The sequence below is a fragment of the Pseudomonas paraversuta genome (genome assembly GCF_904063065.1).
Taxonomy (GTDB): Bacteria; Pseudomonadota; Gammaproteobacteria; order Pseudomonadales; family Pseudomonadaceae; genus Aquipseudomonas; species Aquipseudomonas paraversuta.
In genome coordinates this window covers 260788-286391 of sequence record NZ_CAJFCL010000002.1, presented here as the reverse complement: position 1 = coordinate 286391, position 25604 = coordinate 260788, and the positions used below count along the sequence as shown (strand labels likewise).

Below are 25604 nucleotides of genomic sequence, written 5' to 3'. Positions count from 1 at the left end.
GTTCCCATAGAACAACCAGCGCCAACGACAGCCTGTCGCTAACTGCCCGATCCCTCACGGGAGGTCGCATCGGAGTGTAATCTGAATGTCGTCCGGCAGATCGCACTCCGATGCAGACCTGGAAGCCTGGCAAATTACCCCACAGTTCAATGACCCCGGGTTTACGAGGCAGTCGTGGCTATGTGCGGGCGGCCATGGTGCCGCATGCCGCGCCCAACCTGAGGGAGCTGGCTTGCCAGCGATGGCGGTGGGTCAGTCAATATATCCGGCAATGACATTGCGCCATCGCGAGGCAAGCTCGCTCCTACAAAAGCTGCTATCGACCCTCCTCTGTGGGAGCTGGCTTGCCAGCGATGGCGGTGGGTCAGTCAATACATCCGGCAATGACATTACGCCATCGCGAGGCAAGCTCGCTCCCACAAATGCCGCTATCACCCTGTGGGAGCTGGCTTGCCAGCGATGGCGGTGGGTCAGTCAATACATCCGGCGCTGACATTACGCCATCGCGAGCAAGCTGGCTCCTACAAATGCTGCTATCGCCCCTCCTCTGTGGGAGCTGACTTGCCAGCGATGGCGGTGGGTCAGTCAATACATCCGGCGCTGACATTACGCCATCGCGAGGCAAGCTCGCTCCTACAAATGCTGCTATCGCCCCTCCTCTGTGGGAGCTGGCTTGCCAGCGATGGCGGTGGGTCAGTCAATACATCCGGCGCTGACATTGCGTCATCGCGAGGCAAGCTCGCTCCTACAAATGCTGCTATCACCCCTCCTCTGTGGGAGCTGGCTTGCCAGCGATGGCGGTGGGTCAGTCAATACATCCGGCGCTGACATTGCGCCATCGCGAGGCAAGCTCGCTCCTACAGTGGAGCTCCGCTCTTGTTCAACTACCAGCCTCAATCGCCCAATGCTGTACCTTCGCGGCGGGGATCGGCACCGGCGGCCCAGCCGTTCTGATCACGAACGATGATCTGGGTCCCGCTGGTCATTTCAATGGCGGACACCTCATGCCCGCGATCTTTCAACTGCTGTATCAGTGCCGGGCTGACTCGTCCGGCCTCGACCTCGGTGCCCACATTGCGACTGCCAAAGTTGGGCAGCCCGATGGCGTCCTGCGGGTTGAGCTTCCAGTCCACAAGCCCCACCACCGCCTTGTTCACGTATTCGATGATCTGCGAACCGCCAGGGGAACCAATGGTGGCAACCAGGGCGCCGGTGTTGCGATCAAACACCAGGGTCGGCGCCATTGAAGAACGTGGTCGCTTGCCCGGCTCGATACGGTTGGCAACCGGTTTGCCGTTTTCATCCGCAACAAAGGAAAAGTCAGTGAGCTGGTTGTTGAGAATGAAGCCGTTGCTCATGACATGTGAACCAAACGCCGATTCAACCGAGGTGGTCATCGAAATGGCGCCCCCCTGATCGTCGACAGCCGCTATTTGCGAAGTCGAAATGCGCAGCGGCGAGCGATCAGGCGCCAGCGCGAGATTGATTCCCGGTGGTGTACCGGCTTGCGCACGGCCCATGCTCTTGTCACCGATCAGGGTCGCCCTGGCCTCCAGATAGGCTCTGTCGGTCAGGCCTTTAACGTTCACCGGAACGAAGTCGCTGTCCGCCAGGTACTGCGCACGGTCGGCATAGGCCAGACGCTCGGCCTCTGCCATCAGGTGCACTGCAGTGGCCGTCGGCTGCAGACCAACAGGAGGCATGGTGGCCAGGTCCAGGGCGGCAGATTTGCGTTGCAAGGCATCAAGAATGCCCAGTGTCTGCAACACGGCAACGCCACCGGAAGAAGGCGGCGGCATGCCGCACACACGCCACTGTTTGTAATCACCACATACCGGGTGACGCTCTTTGGCCCGGTAACCACTGATATCGGCTAACGACAACGAACCCGGGTTGGGATGGGCGTTGACCTGATCAACCATCCCTTGTGCAACGGCGCCCTGATAGAACGCATCCACGCCCCGATCGGCAATGGCCTGGAGGGTTAGTGCCAGTTCCGGATTCTTCAGCAACGTGCCCACCGGCAAGGGCTGACCCTGGGCCGTGAGCAGGTATTTGGCCAGTGCCGGCGACTGAGCGATGAACTTGTCAGAGGCGATTTGCGCGTGCAAACGGGGAGACACCGGAAAACCGTCTCTGGCCAATTGGATCGCAGGCTGGAACAGCTCATTCCAGGGCAATTTGCCATGTTGGGCATGGGCCATTTCCAGCGCCCTCAGCACTCCAGGCACGCCCACCGACAGCCCACCGATCTGGGCGTCGGCAAAGGCCATCGGCTGGCCGGCCGGATTGAGGAACATGCGCCCGTCGGCGCCGGCCGGTGCCGTTTCCCGGCCATCGAAGGCCTGCACTTTGTGTCCGTCCCAATACATGATGAAAGCACCGCCGCCGATGCCGCTGGCCTGGGGTTCAACCAGGGTCAGTACCGCCTGCATGGCAATGGCCGCGTCGATCGCAGACCCGCCTTTGCGCAGCATCTGCTGACCCGCCGCGGTTGCCAGCGGGTTCGCTGCCGCAGCCATATGACGCGCCGCATGCACAGGAACCATATCGTTGCGATAACCAGAGGCAATCTCGGGGGCGGGCGGCAATCCGGAGGTTTTTTCAAGCCCCGGATTCTCGCTGCGGCACCCCCCGATCAAGAGGGCCAGAGCCGACAAACCAATCACATAAAGATTATTTTTTTTAGCACACAGGGTAATGGTCAAAAGGGCTTCCTTCTTCCTTGCTTGGTAATGCGCGGCCCAACGGCCTGAACGCAAACCCTCAAAAGTCGCGACTTGAGAGGTACGGCTGGACGTGATCCTGCATCACATCGCCAGCCTGGCAAAGAAAAAATTATGGCCTGAGACTGCCTGCCCTCGATCCGTCAGCGCCGATGGGCCAGTGACCGCACCAGCCCGTCACCCAGGCTCTGCACGCTCTGTACCAGAATCACCAGCACCACCACCGTGGCCACCATCACCTGATTATTGAAGCGCTGATAGCCATAACGGATCGCCAGGTCACCCAGGCCGCCACCACCAATGACCCCGGCCATGGATGAAAAGCCGATCAGCATCACCAGGGTCAGGGTAATGCCCGCCAACAAGGCCGGCAGCGCTTCGGGCAATAGCACCTTGAAAATCACATGGCCAATGTGGCCGCCCATCGCCAGGATTGCTTCGATCCGGCCCTTGTCCACTTCATCCAGCGCGTTCTCGACAATCCGGGCAAAAAACGGAAAGGCCCCGATGGTGATCGGCACCACCGCAGCCGTGCTGCCCAGGGTGGTGCCCACCAGCAACCGGGTCAGCGGAATCAGGGCAATCAGCAGCACCACAAAGGGCAACGAGCGCCCTAGGTTGATCACCGCCCCCAGCACCCGGTTAAGCCGTGGCAAGGGAAACAACCCGTCGCGACGGCTGATGAACAGCAGCACCCCCAGCGGCAGGCCGATCAGCACGGTGAAGAGTGCGGCCAGCAGCACCATGTACAGGGTTTCGCCAGTGGCGGTGAGCAACAGTTGAAGAATGTCATGCCAGTCCGTTTTCATCCTGCCCTCACCACTTGCAGACCCGGAGCCAGTAAACGCCCCAGTTTTGACGACGGGTCAGCCTGCAACTGCACCAGGCTGCCGCTCTCCACTATGCGTCCGGCGGCCAGGGACACTGCGCTGTCGCAAATGGCCTTGACCACCTCCAGTTCGTGGGTGATCAACACGATGGTCACCCCCAATTGCCGGTTGATATTGCGCAGCAATTGCAGAATCGAATCCGTGGTTTCCGGGTCCAGAGCGCTGGTGGCTTCATCCGACAGGATGTAAGCCGGGCGTCCAGCCAGGGCCCGGGCAATACCGACCCGCTGTTTTTGCCCGCCGGACAGCTGCGATGGAAACGCCTGTGCCTTGTCGCTCAAGCCCACCAGATCCAGCAGCTCGCGGACCCGGCTGTGGCGCTGCTCTTTACTCACCCGGGCAATCTCCAGGGGCACGGCCACGTTGTCGAAGACATTGCGTGAGTGCAGCAGATTGAAACCCTGAAAAATCATGCCGATGCGCTGACGCTGGCGGCGCAGTTCAGCGTCAGACAGGGCCGTCAGGTCAGCACCATCCAGCAGAATGCGCCCGGAGCTGGGGCGTTCGAGCAGATTGAGACACCGCAGCAACGTCGACTTGCCCGCCCCGCTACGCCCGAGAATCCCGAAAATCGCGCCATCGGCAATGCTCAGCGACACCTGATCCAGCGCCGGCGGCTGCCCGGGCGCGTAGGTTTTGCTCAACTGCTCGACGACAATCATGGCTTGCTGTCCGGGACCGCGACCGCAAGCACCGAGCCCGAGAAAGTGTCGTTGATGTACTTGGCAACCTCTGGGGAAGTCAGGTCTTTGGCCAGTTGTCTGATTCGCGGGTCGTCCTGCAGTTTCGGGACGGTCACCAGAATATTGGCGTAGGGGTTACCCTCGGCTTTCTCCAGCCCCAGCGCATCCTTGGCCGGCACCAGGCCTGCTTCCAGCGCGTAGTTGCCGTTGATCACCGCCAGGTCCACATCATCCAGGGCGCGGGGAATCTGCGGCGATTCGATTTCCAGAATCTTCAGCTGTTTCGGGTTTTCGGCAATGTCCTTGAGCGTCGCCTGATCGGTGGCCGGGTCATTGAAACCGGGCTTGAGCTTGATCAGCCCGTTGTCCTGCAACAGGTACAGTGAGCGACTGAGGTTGGTGACGTTGTTAGGCACGGCGACCGTACCTTGTTGCGGCACCTCGGCGAAGGTCTTGTGACGATGGGAATAAATCCCCAGTGGCTCGATATGCACCGTGGCGGCCACCACAAATTTTTGCCCGAGGGCCTGCTCCTGGGTTTTCAGATACGGCAGATGCTGAAAATAGTTGGCATCCACCTCACCATGGGCCAGCAGCTCATTGGAGTTCACACCATTGGGGATCTCGATCACCTTGAGATTCAACTGCGGATCGATTTTTTGTACATACGCCAGGATTTGCGCATGGGGTACCGGGTCCACTGCCACCCGCAACGGTTCCTGGGCCAGGGCACTGAAGGAAGTCAGCAACGCGCCAAGCACAGCCAGGGTCAAGCCAGTTTTTTTGAACATGGTGCAGTCCTTAATCAAGCGCTGAGCGCGTTGGGAATCAGGGCGTCGGCGTAGTAGCGCCGGGCAACATCAGGGTGCGAGCGCAGGCGGCCCTTGAGATAGTTCCAGCCCACATCACGGAACAACGGGTTATCCGGATCGCTGACCGGTCCCCGCGCCTCACGCAGCAATACCGTGGGCAATGGATACAGCGGCACCACGGCATCCAGTTGCGCGCCGAGGAAGAATGCAATCGACAGCCGCTCACTGCCCACGGGCGGTGACACCACCCGGTGCACCGTGGCACGCAGATAGCCGTTGGTGGCCAACTCCAGCAGCTCACCGATATTCACCACCAGGGTGTTGTCCAGCGGCAGTGCATCGATCCAGCGCCCCTCTTCAATCTCCACTTGCAGACCGCCCTGGCGGTCCTGCAGCAGAAAGCTGAGGAAGCCCGAATCCTTGTGCGCCCCCACCCCCTGATTGCTTTGCTCTGGCGCCTGTCCCGGATAGCGCATCAACTTGACATGCTCATTGGGCTTATCGCCGTACAAGCGGTCGAAAGCGTCCTGTGGCAGCGACAACGCCTCGGCAAAGGCCCGCAGCAACCGCAGTGACATGCCGGTCATGGCTTGCTGCCAGTCAAGCAGCAACGGTTTCAGTTCGGGCAGCGCCGCCGGCCACTGGTTAGGGCCTTGCAGGCGAGCCCACCAGGGGCTGTTGTCAGCGCTGGGCAGCACTGCTCTTTCGGCGCCCACATCGAACTGCTCACGCAGATCGGGCTGACCCCGGGTGATCTCGGAAGCGGCGCGGTTGTAGCCGCGAAAGTGCGGTGAATTGATCATGCCCACCGCGGTTTTTTCGCTCTCCGGCAAGGCAAAAAATTGCCGGGCGCTGGCCTGTACCTGCTGCAACAACCCGCTGTCGATGCCATGCCCGGTCAGATAGAAAAAACCGACATCCCGCGCGGCGTGGCGCAGATCGTCAAGAAACCCCTGACGCTGGAGCGCACTACCGTCCAGCAAAGACAGATCCAGAATCGGCAAGGCGCTAATGTCCCGTGTATACGGCATGGCTTACTCCCCCAAGAATCAACAAAAAGACGTTTAGCGGTTTGTAACCGGCGATGACTTAAAGCTAAACGATCTTAAAAAGAGTCAGCCAATAACTTATTCGCATTACCTTAGGCATAAAAAAAGCCCCGGGCGGGGCTTTTCGAATTTATGATTTTTTGCCCTTCCAACCTGTAGGAGCGAGCTATTTCAAGACCAGGAGCTCGCGAGCAAGCTCACTCCTACAGGGTCATAGCAGCGCCGGCACGGTCAGTACGGCGGTGTAGTAGCCCATGAACTGCACACCGATGTTGAAGCCCAGAAAACGCGAGAGGAACCCGCCCAGCAGCCCCACGGTGACGATCACCAGCAGCCCCAGCAAGCCGCCTTCCCAAATGCCGATCACCAGTATCAGCCCCACAAAGGTGGCGATTACCGCCTCGTGGCTGATCTTGCGCGTGACCCAGGAAGCCGCACGGTAGGCGTAGTTCATGGTGAATGGATAGGCGATCAGAATCGCAACGATCACCGCCAGCATGCCGTAGCCGAAAAACTCCCAGGTGCTGAGCAGCGTGTGCAGGTTGTGCACCTCACCGGTGGCCGAGTCCACAGTAAAGCGTGGCGGTGCATTGAACAGCGGTGCTGCCGGGCCCGCCGCCACCGGGCTGAGGGGCAGTCCGAAGGCAATCAGCGGGATCAGCGCTTCGGCGATGTAGGTCGACTCCGTCACCCCGTTGCGCGCAGTGATCACCGTGGTCAGGCGATGGTAGACATGCTTGATTCTGGAGCCGACCAGTTCCCCCAGAATCACGGTCATGGCCACCGGGCTGAAGACAAAGGTGGCGCTGGAAATTACCGCGGTGATGGCGGTCCAGCGGCTTTGCTGGCTGTCGAGCACCTTCAACGGATTGGGGAAGTAGCCACCGGCGCTTTTGACATCCGGTGACAGGGAGAAAGTGCGCACTTCGCTGCGACGCATGCTGCGGCGCTCGTCAGGTGCAAGCAAGGCGAACAGGGCCGCGATCAACGGGCCTATGGCAATGCCCAGAAAGTAACTGACGCTGAGCTTGACCCCGAATTGCCCGGTGAGGGCTTGCAAACCGAGGATGATCAGCACAAAGGGAATCAAGGCCAGTACGGCCGCCAGCCGGCCTTTGGAAAACCAGGCAATGGCGATCGCCGCCGCCAGGAAAATCCACGGTGCACTGCGCTTGATGGCATCGCCGAACGGCGCCAGCATCACCGCGAACAACACGGCCATCGGCACGGCGATCAAGGCGGCGATCACCGCCCCCGAGATCATCTTGCGCAAGGCGATATGCGGCACCCCGAGCTTGCGCAACAGGTTGGCTTCGCGCATCAGCGGTGTGGCCAGGGTGTCGCCGGGGATACCCAGCAGTGCAGTGGGCACGGCGTGGGTCATGTGTTTGGCCACGGCGCCGGCGAGAAAAAAGGTCAGCACGCCGGGGGCCGGAACTCCGAGCAACACCACCAGCAGGGTCAGGGGGGCCAGGGTCGTGGTTTCATCGCTGCCGGAGATCAGCCCGATACCGGCAAAAATCACTGCGCCCAAAATGCCCATGCCCAGGGCGATAACAATCTGCTCCAGCAAGGGCGCGATCATGACCGGCTCCCACTGACACTCAGGCCACTGGCCGCATCAGCGACCGGGGCTGCAGCCAGGTCCTTTTCATAGTTGGCGAACAGATCGTAGAGGTCCATTTCCCGAAGCTCGGCCACGGTTTCTGGCGGCAAGTCAGCGAGCCGCCCGAGGTCGCCGAACTCGTTCTGCAATTCCACCAGCACTTGCGCGCGCCATGCCGGGTCAGCCTGATGTTCCACCACATGGCGCTTGGGTTTAAACAGGGTGGCGCTGATGGCCCCGCCTGCCAGACAGCCGAGGATGCCCACCAGCATGGCGTAGGCCCGTGCCATCTGCGCCGACTCCACCCACATCAGCAGAAAGTGCTGGGCGACGAAAAATGCGCTGAGGCTGACCACTGCGCCAATGCCAATGGCGTACACCAGGTGACGGGCATCGACAGTGTCGCCCCATACTTCGTAGAGTTCGGGTTTCAAAGAGTTCTCCCACTTTTATTGTTATGGAGATGAAGAGATGGCGCCTACCCCGGCAGGGGCCATCTTGTCTGTAGGAGCGAGCTTGCTCGCGAGCTTTTTCAACCCGGCGACCAAGAGCTCGCTCCTACAGGGTTGGCGGGGCAGTCCTACAGCCCCCGCTTGTGTTTGAGCAAGGTGGCCGCATGGTCGGCACGCACATCACCGGCCTCGACCATTTGTGCCACCAGCCAGCTCACCTCTTCGCCACGGGCCCCCGCAGACAGGGCGATGTTGCGGGCGTGCAAGGCCATATGTCCACGTTGAATGCCTTCGGTAGACAGCGCCCGCAATGCGCCGAGGTTTTGCGCCAGGCCTACGGCCACGGCAATTTCGGCCAGTTCCTGGGCAGTCTTCACCCCCAGGATGCGCAACGATAGTTGGGCCAGCGGATGGGTTTTGGTGGCGCCGCCCACCAGGCCCACAGGCATGGGCATTTCCAGGGTGCCCACCAGATTGCCTGCGGTGTCTTTTTCCCAGGTGGTCAGGGAGCCGTAATGACCATTGCGACAGGCATAAGCGTGGGCACCCGCCTCCACCGCCCGCCAGTCATTGCCCGTGGCAACGATCAGCGGGTCGATCCCGTTCATGATGCCTTTGTTGTGGGTGGCGGCGCGGTAAGGGTCAACCACCGCAAAATTGTAGGCATCGAGAATGCCCTCAATCACGTCCTCGCCCTTGAACGAAGCCGTGGTCAGCAACTGCGGTGCCACGCGGATCTGGGCCCGGGCCAGACGCAGGTCGGCGAGGTTGGAAAGAATCCGCAGCCGCACCTTGCCGCCGGTGATCTCTTCCATCAACGGAGCCACGGCCTCGGCCATGGTGTTCACGGTGTTGGCGCCCATGGCATCGCGTACATCGACGATCAAGTGGGCAACCAGCATCGGCCCGCGCGGGCTTTGGGCGAAGGTATGCACCTCGATATCGCGGCAACCGCCGCCGAGCCTGTTGAGCAACTGATCCTTGCGGTTGGCCAGCTCGATGATTTCGTCCTTGCGCCGCATCAGGCTCAGGCGGGCGTTGTACGGGTCCGGAACCTCGACAATCTGTACCTGGGCCCGCATCAGCGGTAGCGAACTTGAAGTCTGAAAGCCCCCGGCCTCGCGCGCCAGTTTCGCCATGAAGGACGCCGCAGCCACCACCGAAGGTTCTTCCACCACCATCGGCACTACCACATCGCGGCCATTGATCTGGAAATTGCTGGCAACCGCGTAGGGCAGTTCAAAGGTCCCTATGACGTTTTCGATCATCCCGTCGGCGACTTCCAGCGCCAGTGCACCCGCATCGCTGAGCAGGGCAACGTCCTCGGCGCTCAGTTTGAGCACCTCTTGCAAGTGCCCCAGACGCGCGGACGGGGTCATGCTGCGGAACATCGGAAGGCGCGAATCAAGGCTCATAAACAAATCCTGTGGTCTTTATTGTTTGACCTGCACCCTAATTCGCCTTGGCCCCGGGTAAAAGGTACAGTTCGGACAAACAGTACCCAAGCTGTACCCTCCTCTGATTTCAGGGACTCCGGACCATGACGCGCCTGACACTCCCCCAGCAACTGGCTGCTTCGTTGTGCGAGCAAATCGGCAATGGAACCTATCGCGCAGGGGATCGGTTGCCGTCGCTGCGTGAATGCATGCGCCTGTTCGGCCATTCGAAAAACACGGTAATCAATGCCTACGAATCGCTGGCGTCCCAGGGGCTGGTCGAAGCCCGCCACGGGCAGGGATTTTTCGTGCGTCAGGGGGCGCTTGCCAGCCACGAAGCCGACGAACCCTTGCCCTACGCCAGGGCCATGGACACCGTCTGGCTGATGCGCCAGCAATTTGTCCGCGAGCCGGGGCATTCGCCCCTGGGTGAGGGCTTCCCGCCGGTGGAATGGCTGATGGATATGCGCCTGGACAAATTCACCCGACAGATCATGCGCACCGGCGTCAGCACGCTGTTTCGCTATGGCAACCGCCTGGGCAATGCCGGCTTGCGCCAGCATCTGGTGCAGAAACTGGCCAGCTATTCGATTAACGCCACACCCCGGCAAATCGTCACCACCCATGGCGCCAATCACGCACTGGACCTGATCATCCGGCGCTTCATTGCCCCCGGCGATACGGTGCTGGTGGAAGACCCCGGCTACTACCCGCTGTTCGGCAAGCTGCAACTGCAAGGTGCGCGCATGCTGTCGGTACCGCGGCGAGCCGAAGGGCCGGACATCGAAGTGCTGGAGCAGCATCTGCGCCTGCACAAGCCCAGGCTGTTCTTCATTCAATCGGTGGGTCACAACCCCACCGGCTCCGATATCTCGCCAGGCATCGCCCATCGTCTGGTGCAACTGGCCCAGGCGCACAACTTGATTCTGGTGGATGACGATGCACTGGCCGACTTCAAGCCGGCTTCGGCCATCAAGGTATCGGCACTGGATCAGCTCAGGCACTCGCTGTATGTGGGCAGCTTTTCGAAATCGGTCTCGGCGGCGCTCAGGGTCGGTTTCATCGCCGGCAGCAAGGAACTGATAGACGAACTGGGTGACCTGAAGATGCTTTTGCACACCAGCTCATCGGAGTTCTGCGAGCGCACGGTGGATGTGATTTTGACCGAGGGGCATTTCCTGCGGCATCTGATCCGCCTGCAGGAGCGGCTCAAGGCTGCGACGGCGGCCGGCCTGCAGATGCTCGACGAGATCGGCGCCGAAGTATTCTGCCGTCCGGAGCAGAGCCTCTACCTGTGGGCCAGGTTCAAGCACATCGACGATGCCCGGGAGCTGACCCGGCAGCTGCTGCCCAAGGGTTTCATGATCGCCCCGGGGCACATCTTTTCCCCCGAGCAGTCGCGGATCAACCCCTGGACCCGGCTCAATGTGGCGTACCTGAATGACCCCTTGCTGATGGCCGTATTCAAAGACACCTGAGCAACATCGCGGCCCCTGCAGGAGCGAGTTAACCCGCGATGGCAACGATGGTGGCCCGGCGCCAATGCCCGGTAATCGAACACTATCGGCCGGCTGCCTTTGAACCCCTCAGGGCAACCACATACCCTGAGCGGATCCACAACAACAAGAAGTGAACAGCATGCCCATGCCGCTACGACCTGGCCTCTTATACCTTGCATTGATCAGCGCAATGACTGCCACCACCACCCAGGCCGCCAACCTGAGCTGGGTTGACCCGGCGGTTGCCTCGGTCAACCAGGACGTCATCGATCTGCGCCACACCATTCACCAGAACCCCGAACTGGGCAATATGGAGGTTAAAACCGCTGCGCTGGTGGCCGATCGGCTCAAGGCGCTGGGGATCGAAGTGCGGACCCAGGTCGGTAAAACAGGTGTGGTCGGTGTGCTCAAGGGCGGCCTCCCCGGGCCGGTGGTTGCACTGCGTGCCGATATGGACGCGCTGCCCGTCAAGGAAATGAACGACCTGCCCTATGCCAGTAAAGCCACCGGCATACGCCTGGGCAAAACCGTGCCGGTGATGCATGCCTGTGGTCATGACACCCATACCGCCATGCTGTTGGGTGCCGCCAGGGTACTGGCCGAGCATCGGGACCAGGTGGCCGGTACCGTGGTGTTTCTGTTCCAGCCGGCCGAAGAAGGCGCCGCCGATGTGGATGACTCGCAGACCGATACGCTGATCGGTGCCCAGGCCATGATCCGTGACGGCGCACTGGACGCGCCCAAGGTTGAAGCCATATTCGGGGTTCACGTGATGGCGGGCTACCCCACCGGGCACCTGTACTACAAGGCCGGCACGGTGCTTAACAGCAGCGACCAGTTCCGCATTACCCTCAACGGTCAACAAACCCATGGCTCGGCACCCTGGAGCGGAGCCGATCCGATTGTTGCCAGCAGCGCCGTCATTGGTGGTCTGCAGACCCTGGTGAGCCGCCGTGCGGATCTGAGCCAGGGCATGGCCGTGGTCAGTGTCGGAACCATCAATGGCGGCTCGGCCAGCAACATCATCCCGCAGTCAGTCGAACTCACCGGGACCATTCGCAGCAACAGCCCGGCGATCCGCGACACCATCCTGAAAAAAATGCCGCCACTGGTTCAGGGCATTGCCAGTGCCTATGAGACCCGGGGCGATCTGTTGCTGCTCAACCATACCCCGGTGACCGTCAACAACCCGGGCCTGACCGAGGCCATGGTGCCGGCACTGGAGCTGGCAGCACCGGGCAAGGTTGAGCGGCTGCCCGCCTCGCTGTCGCCCAGCGAAGACTTCTCGTATTACGCGCAAAAGGTCCCGGGGCTGTTCGTGTTTCTGGGGGCCACTCCCGCAGACCAGGACATGGCCTCGGCCCCCAACAATCACAGCCCCTACTTCACCGCCGATGACGCGACCCTGGCCACAGGGGTAAAGGCGCACGTGCAGTTCGTGCTCAATTATCCGGGGCGAGCCAACAGCAAGTCGTGACCGCTGCAAAACCGCAGGTTACTGAACAGACTGCTCTTCAGTAACCTGCGGTATGCCGAGGATGTCGTTGACGATGGCGTTGTACTCCAGCCGGGACGTGTTCCTGAACTCGATAGTGACAATTTCCGTGTCATGCACCGGCCCACGCTCAGTCACCAGATGCTTGATGTTATCGGCCCGGGCGCCCAATACCTCCTTGAGCCGGCTCATTGTCAGCGTAGCGGTCGGCGCCACCAGCCTGACCACATGCACCTTCAGGTAATCGCGGTACTTGCGCTCCAGCGGCCCGAGAATTGCCAGAATCACCAGGATCAAGGCTGCGGCCGCCACCGACAAGGTATACAGCCCGCCGCCCACCGCCAGGCCAATGGCGGCCACTGCCCACAAGCTGGCCGCGGTGTTCAGGCCCCTGATCACGGCACCACGCTGCAAAATTGAGCCCGCACCCAAAAAGCCGATGCCGGTCACCACCTGTGCCGCGATCCGCGAAGGGTCCAGCTGGGTACCGGGCATGGTCAGGGCCTGCTGGAAACCAAAGGCCGAGACCATCATGAACAGGCAGGCGCCGGTACACACCAGCATGTGGGTACGCAATCCTGCGGACCAGAACAGATGCTCCCGTTGCAGCCCGATCAGACAGCCCAGCAAGGCCGCCAATAACAAACGTAAACACATCTCCGGATCTGAAATCATCGCCCGCGTCCCCCCGCAAACTTTCGAGCATAGCCAAGCTTTGGGGATCGGCCACAGATCATCGGCATCACGACACAATGAGACAGATCCGCGGCCAGGGGAGTGACTTTAGCCAGCGTCAAATCTAGTATCGCCCCGCCCTATTACCTCCCTAAAAATAAAGTATGGAAACGCTGATGATGCCCTTCACTCGCACCCTGCTCGCCCTCTCTCTGGGTATGGCTCTGCTGCAAAACCCGGCCTTCGCCGCCCCGCCCCTGACGATGACCGATGGTGTGGCACAGGTCAGTACCCAGGACAGCAATGCCTGGGTCGAAATCAACAAGGCTGCCTTTGAAAACAATATCCGGGTGCTGCAAGCCACTCTGGATGGCAAGTCGAAAATCTGCGCCGTGCTCAAGGCCGATGCCTACGGTCACGGTATCGGTCTGCTGATGCCGTCGGTGATTGCCATGGGCGTTCCCTGTGTCGGGGTTGCCAGCAACGAAGAAGCCCGTGTGGTGCGCGAAAGCGGCTTCAAGGGCCAGTTGATCCGCGTACGCACCGCCGCCCTCAGCGAGCTGGAAGCAGCGCTGCCGTACAACATGGAAGAACTGGTGGGCAACCTCGACTTCGCGGTCAGGGCCAGCCTGATTGCCGAGCAACACGGTCGCCCGCTGGTGGTCCACCTGGGCTTGAACTCCAGCGGCATGAGCCGTAACGGCGTGGAAATGACCACCGCCCAGGGGCGCCGTGACGCGGTGGCCATCACCAAAGTGCCGAACCTTGAAATACGGGCGATCATGACCCACTTCGCCGTCGAGGATGCCGATGACGTGCGCGCCGGGCTCAAGGCTTTCAACCAGCAGGCGCAGTGGCTGATGAACGTCGCCGGGCTCGATCGCAGCAAAATCACCCTGCACGCGGCCAACTCGTTCGCCACCCTGGAAGTGCCGGAGTCGCATCTGGACATGGTCCGCCCCGGCGGCGCGCTGTTCGGTGACACCGTACCGTCCCACACAGATTACAAACGGGTGATGCAATTCAAGTCCCACGTGGCCTCGGTCAATAGCTACCCCAAGGGCAATACCGTCGGTTACGACCGCACCTACACCCTGGGTCGTGACTCGAAACTGGCCAACATCACAGTCGGTTACTCCGACGGTTACCGTCGTGCGTTCACCAACAAAGGCATTGTGCTGATCAACGGCCACCGCGTGCCGGTGGTGGGCAAGGTATCGATGAACACCCTTATGGTTGACGTCACCGATGCCCCGGACGTGAAAAGCGGTGATGAAGTGGTGCTGTTCGGCCAACAGGGCAAGGCGCAAATCAGCCAGGCAGAGGTCGAAGACATCAACGGCGCGCTGCTGGCCGACCTGTACACCGTATGGGGCAACTCCAACCCGAAGATCCTGATCGACCAATAACAACCTGAACCCTGAACCCTGAACCTGTAGGAGCGAGCTTGCCTCGCGAGCTCTTGGCGATTTATGCGCCACGTGCAAAAAGCTCGCGAGGCAAGCTCGCTCCTACCGTTGGGTAGACCGCAGCATGATCGCCCCTCCGGTAAACGCGAATCGTAAAGATTGGTAAATGGCATTGATTGTTATTTGCGAGAATGTAAAAATTTGTAACCAATTCTCGTTTACGCAGTTCCATGCCCGGAGTATTCGCAGATCATGCGCAAAATGTTCACCCTGCCCACGTCAGCCCTCACCCTGATCGCCCTGGGCATTCTCAACAGTGCCGTTGCCGACACCCTGGACCTGCCCACCACGAGCATCACCGGCGACAGTGAAGACACGCCGCAGGGTTATCAGGCCAGGCCGAATGCCAGCACCACCCGCCTGAACCTCAGCGCCGGGCAAACCCCCCAAGGCGTGACCAGCATCAAGCGCGAGCAACTGGATGACTTCAAACTCAACAGTATCCGCGACGTGCTGGGCAGCACCCCGGGGGTCAACGTGCAGAAGATCGAGACCGATCGTACTTACTTCACCGCCCGCGGCTTCGACATCACCAACTTTCAGTACGACGGCATGGGTATGCCGTTGAACGGCGGGTTGCTGGTGGGCGATATCGACATGGCGCCCTATGAGCAAGTGGACATTTTGCACGGCGCCAACGGCCTGATGACCGGCAGCGGCAACCCCTCGGCCACGGTCAACTTTGTGCGCAAGCGCCCCACCTATGACACCGAAGCCAAGGTCAGTGTCAGTGCCGGGTCCTGGGACAAGCGCCGCGTCGACCTCGATGTCTCAGGGCCGCTGACCGACTCGGGAAATGTCCGTGGACGGGTGATTTATGCCAACGAGACGGGCAATTCCTACCTCGACCGCTACTCCCGGGAGAAGAATATTTTCAGCGGCCTGCTGGCCTTCGACCTGAGCGATAGCGACACCCTGACCCTGGGCATCGAAGACCAGAAGAGCAATGCCAACGGCGCCAGCTGGGGCGCGCTGCCGCTGACCGATGCCAGCGGCAAGGCGCTGCACTACAGCAGCACCCGTTCCAGCATCGCCCAACCCTGGGTGTACTGGGACGTGCATACCACCCGCGCCTTTGCCGAGTGGCAACACAGCTTCGCCAATGACTGGAAGTCGACGCTGACCCTGACCGCCATGGAGCACCGCGAAGACACCGACATGTTCTACGTGTATGGCGACAGCGGCTCGGCCACCGGGTTCACCGGTCTTGCCTCCAACTACAAGGACAAGACCCGCGAGCTGGATGGCGACATTTCCTTCAGCGGGCCTTTTACCCTCGGCGGTCGTGAACACCAACTGACCTTCGGCGCCAACGTGGCCCGCTCGCGCACCCAGGAGACCTCGCTGTATGGCTCCTCGTCGTACTACACCGACGTCTCGCTGCAAGATGCCCTCAACGGGGTAATTCCCAAGCCCACCTACAACATCGCCAATGCCGCTGATACCTCGAACTACACCGACCGGCAGAAAAGTGTCTATGCCGGCACACGTTTGAGCCTGACCGACGATCTGCACCTGATCATCGGGGCGCGCATGCTCAGCGCCGACAGCGACGGCGAGAACTACGGCTCGGCCCGGGATGTGAGCATCCATGGCAAGGTCACGCCCTATGCGGGCGTGGTTTACGACCTGACCGAGCAATACTCGCTGTATGCCAGCTACACCGAGATATTCAATCCCCAGTACTACCTCAACACCCAGGGCAAAGTGATCGACCCGCTGCAAGGCAAGAGTTACGAAGCGGGCATCAAGGGCCATTTGCTGGATAACAAACTGGATGTCAGCGCGGCGGTATTCCACACCAGGCAGGACAACGTGGCCACCTATGCCGGCTTTAATCCGGCGCTGGGCGGGTATCTGTATGACGGCATGTCCTACAAGAGCGACGGGATAGAGCTTGAGGCGTCCGGGGAACTGGCGCCGGGCCTGCAAATCAGCGGCGGCTACACCTATGTGTACATCACCGATGCCGACAATGACCGCGGGCGCAAATTCATCCCGCGCAATGCCCTGACCTCATCCATGACCTACAAACTGCCGATGGCGCCGAAGGTCAAGGTGGGTGGCAGCCTGAAATGGCAAAGCAAAATCGAGAACGACGATGCCCCGGCGGCCAACCAGGCGGCCTACGCGCTGGTGGGCCTGATGGCCAGCTACGACATCGATGCGCACTGGAGCACCCAGCTCAACCTGGACAACCTCACCAACCGCAAGTACCTGCAAAGCGTGCGCTACGGCCAAAGCAACTATGGCGATCCGCGCAACGTGACGGCGTCGGTCAGCTGGAAGTTCTAAGGAAGGCCTGGCCGATCCCATCGCCGGCAAGCCGGCTCCCACACAAGCCAGTTCTCACTGGTGGAAGGCACCCCTCCTCCTGTGGGAACTGGCTTGCCACTGATGGAAGGCATCCCTCTTCCTGTGGGAGCTGGTTGCCACTGATGGAAGGCATCCCTCTTCCTGTAGGAGCTGGCTTGCCAGCGATGGAAGGTATCCCTTCTCCTGTGGAAGCTGGTTGCCACTGATGGAAGGTATCCCTTCTCCTGTGGGAGCTGGCTTGCCACTGGTGGAAGGCATCCCTCTTCCTGTGGGAGCTGGTTGCCACTGATGGAAGGCATCCCTCTTCCTGTAGGAGCTGGCTTGCCAGCGATGGAAGATATCCCTCTTCCTGTAGGAGCTGGCTTGCCAGCGATGGAAGATATCCCTCTTCCTGTGGAAGCTGGTTGCCACTGATGGAAGGTATCCCTTCTCCTGTGGAAGCTGGTTGCCACTGATGGAAGGTATCCCTTCTCCTGTGGAAGCTGGTTGCCACTGATGGAAGGCATCCCTTCTCCTGTGGGAGCTGGCTTGCCAGCGATGGAAGGCATCCCTCTTCCTGTGGAAGCTGGCTTGCCACTGATGGAAGGCATCCCTCTCCTGTGGGAGCTGGCTTGCCAGCGATGGAAGGCATCCCTTCTCCTGTGGAAGCTGGTTGCCACTGATGGAAGGTATCCCTTCTCCTGTGGGAGCTGGCTTGCCACTGGTGGAAGGCATCCCTCTTCCTGTGGAAGCTGGTTGCCACTGATGGAAGGCATCCCTCTTCCTGTGGAAGCTGGCTTGCCACTGATGGAAGGTATCCCTCTCCTGTGGGAGCTGGCTTGCCAGCGATGGCATCAACCCCGGGCCGCTGCCGGGGTCATGCGAAAGGCCACACCGAAGCGGTTGAAGGCATTCATCAGGCCGATGGCATAGGTCAGGTCTGCCAGTTCCTGGTCGCTGAATTCGGCGGTTGCCCGTTCATAGTCCGCATCGCCAACGCCGGTTTGCTCGACCCGGGTGACGCTTTCAGCCCATCTCAATGCAACCCGCTCCCGTGCGCTGAACAACTCCCCCCCTTCCTGCCACACCGGCACCAGCACCAGTTTTTCCACGGCCATGCCGTGCTTGAGCAAATCCCGCGAGTGGAGATCGATGCAGTAGGCACAGCCGTTTATTTGTGAAACCCGCAGATACACCAGGTCGATCAGGGCTTTGGGCAGGCTGCTGTTTTGCACACAGGCATAGACATTGGCAAATGCCCGGTTGCCCTCCGGTGACGCCTTGGAGTAATCGATACGCTGACTCATGAACTGTCCTTGCAGTGGCACATTAGGTGGGGCCATAGTGCCGATTCTTGGCCCTGCCAAAAAGAGCCAAGAATCGTCTTTATCCATAGGCCATGATTCCTTCAGGCAGACCATGAAAACCACCGCGCCGCGCATTTCCCCCCTGGACCCGGGCTCCAGCGAACCCATCTACCGTCAACTTTATGAGCATTTGCGCGCGGCCATTGCCAGCGGCTCGCTTAAACCCGGTGAACGGGTACCCGCAGCACGGGCTCTGGCCAAAGAGTTGGGCCTGGCCAGAGGCACTGTGGACAGCGCGTATTCACTGCTGACCGGCGAAGGCTATCTGCAGGCGCGGGGTCAGGCAGGCACAGTCGTGACACCGGGGATCAGCCTCAATCCCGGACCGCTACCTGCCCTTGCCGCCGCCAGCCCGGCCCTGCCCCAGCTTCCGGCAATCATGCCCTTTCAAATGGGCCTGCCGGCGCTGGACGTTTTCCCGCGAAAAACCTGGGCCCAGATCAGTGCTCGGTGCGTGCGCAGCGCCACCATCGAGGACATGGCCCTGCCTTCGGACCAGGGCCTGGAATCGTTGCGCACCGCCATTGCCGGTTACTTGCAGGTTGCCCGCGGGATTAGCTGCACGCCGTCCCAGGTGTTCATCACCTCCGGCTATCGGGACAGCCTGTCGCTGATCGCCCATGCCTTGCTCAAACCGGGGGAGCTGGTGCTGGTGGAAGACCCGGGGTATCCGCCCACCCGCCAGTTGCTCGAAGCCCTGGATATACAAGCGGTCCCCGCCGCTGTGGATCAGGACGGCATGGCCCTGCCCGACGACATGGGCCAGGGATACCGGGCGGCCATTGTCACGCCGGCCCATCAAAGCCCGCTGTGTGTATCCCTGGCACTGCCGCGCCGCCTGCAATTGCTGGCATGGGCCAGCCGGCAACAGGCCTGGATTGTCGAAGACGATTACGACGGCGAGTACCGCTACAGCAGTCGCCCGCTGCCGGCACTCAAAAGCCTGGACCGCGATGGCCGGGTGATTTACAGCGGCACCTTCAGCAAAGTGCTGTTCCCCGGGCTACGCCTGGCCTATCTGGTGGTACCCGAAGCGCAAATCCAGCGTTTCGAAAGCATCAGCCAGGTTTTTCGCAGCGGTTGCCCGTCACTGACCCAGGCCATCGTCGCGGCCTTTATGAGCCAGGGTCACTTTGCCCGGCATATCCAGCGCATGCGCAAACTCTATGGCGAACGCCGGGCCATGGCCGTGAGCGGGCTGAGCAAAGTGCTGGGCGAACACATCCGGATTGATGCCAACCCCGGAGGCATGCATCTGATCCTGCGCCTGGCAGACCCGCAACCGGACCGGTTACTGGTGCAGCGCATGCGCCAGCACGGTCTGTTCGCCGAAGCACTGAGCGAATGGAGCCTGCAGAGCACACCTCAGTCGGCTCTTCTGCTCGGCTTTGCCAACATCCCGTCACAAGCCAGCGCCGAAGCCCTGGGCCAGCGCATTCTGGCACTTATGTAGCAGCGGCCAGGGCACTGAAAGAATTAAAGATAGTTAGCTAAACATTTGTTATTCTTGCCTCCCCCTACCGCTGGCGACTAACCACCGCCAGCGTCCCCCCCGCGCCATCACTTCGCTGATTGCGCAAGCTTCACTCCTATAACGAAAACCTGCCACGACAGGAAGTACCATGAATTGCCTGAATGAACTGAAGAAGCCTACGCGGCGCGTGCTGCTGAAAGGGCTCTTGACTGCTTATACCGCGTCCCTGATTCCCTTCGCCCTGGCCGAAACGGTCGACACGCCAGAACAGGGTGCCTTTGTGGCGCTGTCAGCGATCATCGCCGGGCGTCAAAGCCTCGATCCGGTGCTGGCCGGCATGCTGTACAAAGCCCTGGTTGAACAAGACCCCGGTTTTCCCCAGGCGGCCAAAGAGCTGCTGGCACTGATCAATCAACGCCAGATTGATCCCATGCAACTGCAAAAGACCCTGGACGACGAAAAATCCTCCCTGGCCAGCGTGCCGCGCAAAGTGGCCATGGCCTGGTTCATGGGCGTAGTCGGCAGCGGCGCCCAGGCCCGTTGCCTGGCGTACGAGCATGCACTCAATGCGCAGATCGTGGCTGACGTGCTCAAGCCACCGACCTATGCCTATGGCGCTTATGGAAGCTGGGCTCGCAACCCGACAGTCGAATTGAAAAAAGAGGTGAACAATGTCTGATCAACTGTCCGCGGACATCGTCATCATCGGCTCGGGTATCTGCGGCGCCATGGCTGCCACTCACCTGCTCAAGCAAGGCGCTTCGGTACTGATTCTCGAAGCCGGCGGTCCTATCGATCGCGGGCGTGTGGTGGCCGCGTTCCGCAACTCGACACGTAAAAGTGACTGGATGTCGCCCTACACCTGTAGCGACATTGCCCCGCACCCGATCTACAAGCCCACCGACAACGGTTATCTGGTCCAGGGCGGCCCTTACCCGTACCCGGCCGAATACATCCGTGGCGTCGGCGGCACCACCTGGCACTGGGCAGCACAGGCATGGCGCCTGGTACCCGGCGACATGCGGATCAAGACCCTCTACAACCTGGGCGTCGACTGGCCCATGAGCTACGAAGAACTCGACCCTTTCTATCAGCAAGCGGAAGAGATCTGGGGCGTGTCAGGCGCCGAAAACACCGGTTCACCCCGCAGCCAGCCGTTCCCGATGGAGCCCGTGACCGAACCCTACGCCATGCGCCGCATCCGCGAACGCCTGGCCCCGGCGTTCCCGGTAGTGGGTAACACCACGGCCCGTAACAGCCGCGCCTATGACGGTCGCCCGGCCTGCTGTGGCAACAACAGCTGCCAGCCGATCTGCCCGATTGACGCGCAATACCATGGCGGCATCGCGATCCAGACCGCAGTGGACGCAGGCGCCCAACTGCAGGTCAACGCCGTGGTTTACCGCATCGAACATGATGACAAGGGCCATATCGTGGCCGTGCACTACTTCGACGCGGACAAACAGTCGCACCGGGTCACCGGCAAGACTTTCATCCTCGCGGCCAACGGCATCGAAAGCCCGAAACTGCTGCTGATGTCTGCCAGCGACAAGTACCCCAACGGCCTGGCCAACAGCTCGGGCATGGTGGGTCGCAACCTGATGGACCACCCGAGCACCTCGCTGACCTTCGATGCCGATGAAGAACTGTGGCTGGGTCGCGGCCCGCAAAGCCCGAGCTCGATCAATACCATGCGCGATGGCGAGTTCCGCTCTGAGCACGCCCCGTATCGCCTGGATTTCACCAATATTTCCCGGGTCAACAGCGCCACTGACGCGCTGATCACGGCCGGGGTCTACGGTGCCGAATTCGAGAAGCAGTTGCGCCACCGCGCCGCCTTTGAAATGAGCCTCAAGGACGTGCTGGAAGTACTGCCCAACCCTGAGAACCGCATCAGCCTGAGCGACCAGAAAGACAAGCTGGGGCTGCCAAAACCCAAGGTCAACTACGCCATCGACGAATACACCCGCAAGGGTGCAGCGCGGTCCCACAAAGACTTCGCCCGGATTGCCGAAATGATGGGCGGGACCAATCTGCGCTACAGCGCCGAAGGCAGCTTTGCCAACAACCAGCACATCACCGGCACCATGAGCATGGGCATCGACCCGAAGACTTCGGTCTGTGACAGCTATGGCCGTACCCACGACCACGACAACCTGTTCATTTGCAGCACCGGGGTGATGCCGACCTCCGCCACCATGAACTCGACCCTGACCGCTGCGGCACTGACCTTGCGCACTGCGCAACACATCCTGCCGAACCGGATCATTGCCACTGAACAGGGACGGGGTTGAGCCATGAACTGGAATCTTGTTTCCCTTAGCGCGCTGATGCTGCTGGCACTCAACGTCAATGCTGCGGATGACGCACAGATCAAGCGTGGCCAGTACCTGTCCACCGCCGGTGACTGCGTCGCCTGCCACAGCGTGCCCGGTGGCAAACCCTTTGCCGGCGGTCTGGCGCTGCCTACGCCGATCGGCGAAATCATCGCCACCAACATCACCCCGTCGAAAACGGCGGGTATCGGCAACTACAGCCTGGAGCAGTTCAGCGATGCCCTGCGCAAGGGTGTGCGTGCCGACGGCCAGCATCTTTATCCCGCCATGCCTTACACCGCTTACGCCAAAGTCAGCGATGAAGACATCAAGGATATGTACGCCTACTTCATGAACGCCGTGGAGCCGGTGGACAGCCCGACCAAAGCCACCGAGCTGCCGTTTCCGTTCAACATTCGCCTGTCCATGGCGGCATGGAACCTGTTGTTTCTCGACAACAGCACCTTTGTTGCCGATACCGGCCGCGACCCCGAATGGAACCGTGGCGCCTACCTGGTTCAGGGCCTGACCCACTGCAGCACCTGCCACACCCCGCGCAATCTGCTGATGGCCGAAGTCTCGTCCAAAGAGCTGGCCGGTGGTGATGTAGGGACCTGGCACGCGCCAAACATCACCTCCGACCTCAACAGCGGTATCGGTGGCTGGGACAACGCGCAGCTGGTGGCGTACCTGAAAACCGGCGAAGTCCGGGGCAAGGCACAAGCTGCCGGGCCGATGGCCGAAGCGGTGGATCACAGCCTGCAGTACATGAACGACAGCGACCTCAAGGCCATTGCCGTTTACCTCAAGGCCCTGCCTGCTCAGCACAACCCGGCTGACAGCAAACCGGTGTATGCCCTTGGGCAAGCCACCGACGAGCTGAACAGCATCCGTGGCGTAGAGTTGCCGGCTGATGGCGACAAAATGACCGGTGCGCAGATCTACGATGCCTACTGCAGTTCCTGTCACCAGGCCCAGGCCCAGGGCAGCTTTGAAGGCGCCCTGCCTTCGTTGCTGCACAACACGGCGGTCGGACGCAGTAATCCGGCCAACCTGGTAATGGTGATTCTGGAAGGCGTGAAACGTGGCGCTGACGGTCAGGACATCCGCATGCAAGGTTTCGCCAAGACCCTGAGTGACCAGCAGGTAGCGACACTGGCCACCTGGCTGACCGAGCATTACGGCAACCCGCAAGTCAAAGTCAGCGCCGCCCAGGTCAAGCAAACCCGCGCAGGCGGCCCCGTCTCGCACCTGGCCGCACTGGCCCAGGGCGCGATTGCCGCCGGCGTCATTGTTTTGATCCTGCTGCTGGTATGGCGAGCACGTCGCAAACGCCGGGGTTAAGCCCAAACTTGTTCGCGATGGCCTCACCGCCATCGCTGGCAAGCCAGCTCCCACAGATCACCCTTTGTGGGAGCCGGGCTTGCCCGCGATGGCAGCACCGCGGGCCGGCAGTCATGTCGAATTGTCTGCATCGCTGGCAAGCCAGCTCCCACAGGTACCGGGCAGCCGCACCACTCTACCCTTTGTGGGAGCCGGGCTTGCCCGCGATGGCAGCACCGCGGTCCGGCAGTCATGCCGAATTGTCTGCATCGCTGGCAAGCCAGCTCCCACAGGTACCGGGCAGCCGCACCACTCTACCCTTTGTGGGAGCCGGGCTTGCCCGCGATGGCAGCACCGCGGTCCGGCAGTCATGCCGAATTGTCTGCATCGCTGGCAAGCCAGCTCCCACAGGTACCGGGGAGCCGCACCACTCCACCCTTTGTGGGAGCCGGGCTTGCCCGCGATGGCAGCACCGCGGTCCGGCAGTCATGCCGAATTGTCTGCATCGCTGGCAAGCCAGCTCCCACAAAGCCCGGGCGTTGTATACAACCTGTAGGAGCGAGCTTGCTCGCGAGCTTTTCAACACCGCAACAAAGAGCTCGCGAGCAAGCTCGCTCCTACAGGTTACTGGCCGCTCCCTCAAAGCTCGCGCCTACGTTCAGAACAACGCTAGGCTATAGCTGAGAATCAATCGGGTCTGGTCCTGATCGGGGGCCGCCTGCGAACGCAATGTTGCATACCGCGCCCCGAGCCCCAGCCCTTTGAACGTCCCCTCCTGGATCACGTAATCGAGCAACAGATCGCGTTCCCATTCCTTGTGCTCATCCCCTGAAACGGTGCGGATCCCGTCGCCCTTGAGGTAGACCATCGACGCCCGTAAACCCGGGACACCAACAGTGGAAAAATCATAGGCGTACTGCCCGAACCAGGTGTTCTCACCGGCCCGGTTGAAACTGGTCAGCAAGCGATCGGTAAACAGGTACAGGCTCGCACCTCCCGCGCCCTTGTCGGGCAATGAGCCCTGATTGAGCTGCACGAAGTTGCTGGCATCCGAAACGCTTTGATAACCACCGGTCAACCCATGGCCACCCAGGTTCCAGGTGAACATCGCACTCCAGGTGCGGTTGTCGATTTCACCTCTGCCATCGCGGGTATAGCCCCCCACCCGATAGCCGTCAGAACGACCACCGCCGCTGCCGTTCGCCCCGCTCGACCCGGTGTCGAAGTAACGCAGGTCGGTCTTGATCGACTGCCCTTCACCCAGTGCCCAGGTATGCTGCAAGCCGAAAAACTGCTGGGTGTAGTAGTTCTCCAGGTTGGCCGCGTAGTACTGCAGGAGCAGATCGCGGCCGGCCTTGTAATCGGCGCCGGCAAACACAAAGTCATTGCTCTGGCGCGTTCCGCCCGCCACGGCCAGCCCGGTGCGGTCACTTGAACCGCGCCCGGTGGCCTGTTCAATACGCCCGGCCGTAAGGGTCAGGTTGTCGAGGTCATGGCTGGTGAGCTGTACACCTTCAAAGGTTTGCGGCAACAGACGGCCGTCGTTGGCCACCAGTACCGGCAATTTGGGCTGCAGAGTACCCACCCGGGCTTCGGTTTGCCCCAGCCGCACCTTGCCGGTCAGGCCCAGACGGCTCCAGTCACTGGCAACCCCCTGGCCATCGTCCGGGATCATGCTGCTGCCGCGATGCCTGCCTGCACCGCTGTCCAGGGTCAGGCCTTGCAGCACCAGGGCATCCACGCCAAACCCCAGGGTCCCCCGGGTAAACCCCGAGGTGAAATTGAGCATGAAACCCTGGGCCCACTCCTCGGTTTTAGCCAGCCCGGACGGTCCGCGCTGGTCGCGAAAGTCATGGCTGAAGTACAGATTGCGCAAGCCCAGGCTGGCATGACTGTCGCTGACAAAGTCGGCGTGTGCGGCCTGGCCGACCGCACAGCTCAAGGTCCCCAGAACCAGGCAGGACAGGGGTGAAGGTGTATTCATGGCAAAGTTTTCCCTTGGGCGGTTACACGCCCTGTTTTTATTTTAGGTTCGAGG

The 25604-nt window shown here is 61.0% G+C and carries 20 protein-coding genes; 8 read left to right on the top strand and 12 right to left on the bottom strand.

Annotation, left to right across the window (positions count from 1 at the left end; genetic code table 11):
- Positions 1-893: 893 nt before the first annotated feature.
- From ggt to JQ845_RS04310, 8 genes are all read right to left on the bottom strand, one after another.
- The gene (gene ggt, locus JQ845_RS04345) at positions 894-2708 is read right to left on the bottom strand and encodes a gamma-glutamyltransferase (RefSeq protein ID WP_127195330.1); all 1815 of its coding nucleotides are present in this window, start codon (positions 2706-2708) and stop codon (positions 894-896) included.
- A gap of 161 nt (positions 2709-2869) precedes the next feature.
- Positions 2870-3535, bottom strand: coding sequence for a methionine ABC transporter permease (locus JQ845_RS04340; RefSeq protein WP_003445889.1), 666 nt, complete (start codon positions 3533-3535; stop codon positions 2870-2872).
- Positions 3532-4278 (bottom strand): methionine ABC transporter ATP-binding protein, encoded by a 747-nt coding sequence (locus tag JQ845_RS04335; RefSeq protein WP_003445891.1) that lies wholly within the window; start codon positions 4276-4278, stop codon positions 3532-3534. Before JQ845_RS04335 ends, JQ845_RS04340 begins: the two co-directional genes overlap by 4 nt.
- Positions 4275-5090, bottom strand: coding sequence for a MetQ/NlpA family ABC transporter substrate-binding protein (locus JQ845_RS04330; protein ID WP_161719395.1), 816 nt, complete (start codon positions 5088-5090; stop codon positions 4275-4277). The genes JQ845_RS04335 and JQ845_RS04330 overlap by 4 nt, the downstream gene beginning before the upstream one ends.
- A 14-nt stretch (positions 5091-5104) precedes the next feature.
- Positions 5105-6142: an isopenicillin N synthase family dioxygenase gene (locus JQ845_RS04325; protein ID WP_003445896.1), complete on the bottom strand. Its 1038-nt coding sequence runs from the start codon at positions 6140-6142 to the stop codon at positions 5105-5107.
- 229 nt (positions 6143-6371) lie between these two features.
- The gene (locus JQ845_RS04320) at positions 6372-7745 is read right to left on the bottom strand and encodes a tripartite tricarboxylate transporter permease (RefSeq protein WP_003445898.1); all 1374 of its coding nucleotides are present in this window, start codon (positions 7743-7745) and stop codon (positions 6372-6374) included.
- Complete coding sequence (locus JQ845_RS04315; protein WP_003445900.1) at positions 7742-8200, bottom strand: hypothetical protein; 459 nt, start codon at positions 8198-8200, stop codon at positions 7742-7744. Before JQ845_RS04315 ends, JQ845_RS04320 begins: the two co-directional genes overlap by 4 nt.
- Positions 8201-8346: 146 nt before the next feature.
- Entirely contained in the window at positions 8347-9633 is a 1287-nt protein-coding gene (locus tag JQ845_RS04310; RefSeq protein ID WP_203008461.1) for a hydroxymethylglutaryl-CoA reductase, degradative, read from the bottom strand.
- Between the two features lie 125 nt (positions 9634-9758).
- On the opposite strand from JQ845_RS04310, the gene JQ845_RS04305 reads away from it, so the two are divergent.
- Positions 9759-11132, top strand: coding sequence for an aminotransferase-like domain-containing protein (locus JQ845_RS04305; protein WP_003445906.1), 1374 nt, complete (start codon positions 9759-9761; stop codon positions 11130-11132).
- Positions 11133-11343: 211 nt separating this feature from the next.
- The gene (locus JQ845_RS04300; RefSeq protein WP_161719397.1) at positions 11344-12630 is read left to right on the top strand and encodes an amidohydrolase; all 1287 of its coding nucleotides are present in this window, start codon (positions 11344-11346) and stop codon (positions 12628-12630) included.
- An 18-nt stretch (positions 12631-12648) separates the two neighbouring features.
- Here JQ845_RS04300 and JQ845_RS04295 read toward each other — a convergent pair whose 3' ends face one another.
- Entirely contained in the window at positions 12649-13323 is a 675-nt protein-coding gene (locus JQ845_RS04295; RefSeq protein WP_003445922.1) for an MgtC/SapB family protein, read from the bottom strand.
- 179 nt (positions 13324-13502) lie between these two features.
- Here JQ845_RS04295 and alr point away from each other — a divergent pair, with 179 nt between their 5' ends.
- Both alr and JQ845_RS04285 read left to right on the top strand, forming a co-directional pair.
- Positions 13503-14732: an alanine racemase gene (gene alr, locus JQ845_RS04290; protein ID WP_029612909.1), complete on the top strand. Its 1230-nt coding sequence runs from the start codon at positions 13503-13505 to the stop codon at positions 14730-14732.
- Between the two features lie 252 nt (positions 14733-14984).
- Positions 14985-17087: a TonB-dependent siderophore receptor gene (locus JQ845_RS04285; protein WP_203008458.1), complete on the top strand. Its 2103-nt coding sequence runs from the start codon at positions 14985-14987 to the stop codon at positions 17085-17087.
- A gap of 54 nt (positions 17088-17141) precedes the next feature.
- Here JQ845_RS04285 and JQ845_RS04280 read toward each other — a convergent pair whose 3' ends face one another.
- Both JQ845_RS04280 and JQ845_RS04275 read right to left on the bottom strand, forming a co-directional pair.
- Entirely contained in the window at positions 17142-17822 is a 681-nt protein-coding gene (locus JQ845_RS04280; protein WP_203008456.1) for a hypothetical protein, read from the bottom strand.
- A gap of 119 nt (positions 17823-17941) precedes the next feature.
- Positions 17942-18394: a carboxymuconolactone decarboxylase family protein gene (locus JQ845_RS04275; RefSeq protein WP_037001808.1), complete on the bottom strand. Its 453-nt coding sequence runs from the start codon at positions 18392-18394 to the stop codon at positions 17942-17944.
- 112 nt (positions 18395-18506) lie between these two features.
- On the opposite strand from JQ845_RS04275, the gene pdxR reads away from it, so the two are divergent.
- The 4 genes from pdxR (at position 18507) to JQ845_RS04255 (ending at position 23587) form a co-directional block, all read left to right on the top strand.
- Complete coding sequence (gene pdxR / locus JQ845_RS04270) at positions 18507-19907, top strand: MocR-like pyridoxine biosynthesis transcription factor PdxR (RefSeq protein ID WP_203008453.1); 1401 nt, start codon at positions 18507-18509, stop codon at positions 19905-19907.
- A gap of 169 nt (positions 19908-20076) precedes the next feature.
- On the top strand, positions 20077-20607 hold the full coding sequence (locus JQ845_RS04265; RefSeq protein ID WP_203008450.1) for a sugar dehydrogenase complex small subunit: 531 nt from the start codon (positions 20077-20079) through the stop codon (positions 20605-20607).
- Positions 20600-22222, top strand: coding sequence for a GMC family oxidoreductase (locus JQ845_RS04260; protein WP_003445936.1), 1623 nt, complete (start codon positions 20600-20602; stop codon positions 22220-22222). Before JQ845_RS04265 ends, JQ845_RS04260 begins: the two co-directional genes overlap by 8 nt.
- Before the next feature lie 3 nt (positions 22223-22225).
- Positions 22226-23587, top strand: a complete 1362-nt coding sequence (locus JQ845_RS04255) for a c-type cytochrome (protein WP_160627788.1) — start codon at positions 22226-22228, stop codon at positions 23585-23587.
- Positions 23588-24224: 637 nt separating this feature from the next.
- Here the strand turns inward: JQ845_RS04255 and JQ845_RS04250 are convergent.
- Entirely contained in the window at positions 24225-25550 is a 1326-nt protein-coding gene (locus tag JQ845_RS04250) for an OprD family porin (protein ID WP_203008448.1), read from the bottom strand.
- Positions 25551-25604 lie beyond the last annotated feature (54 nt).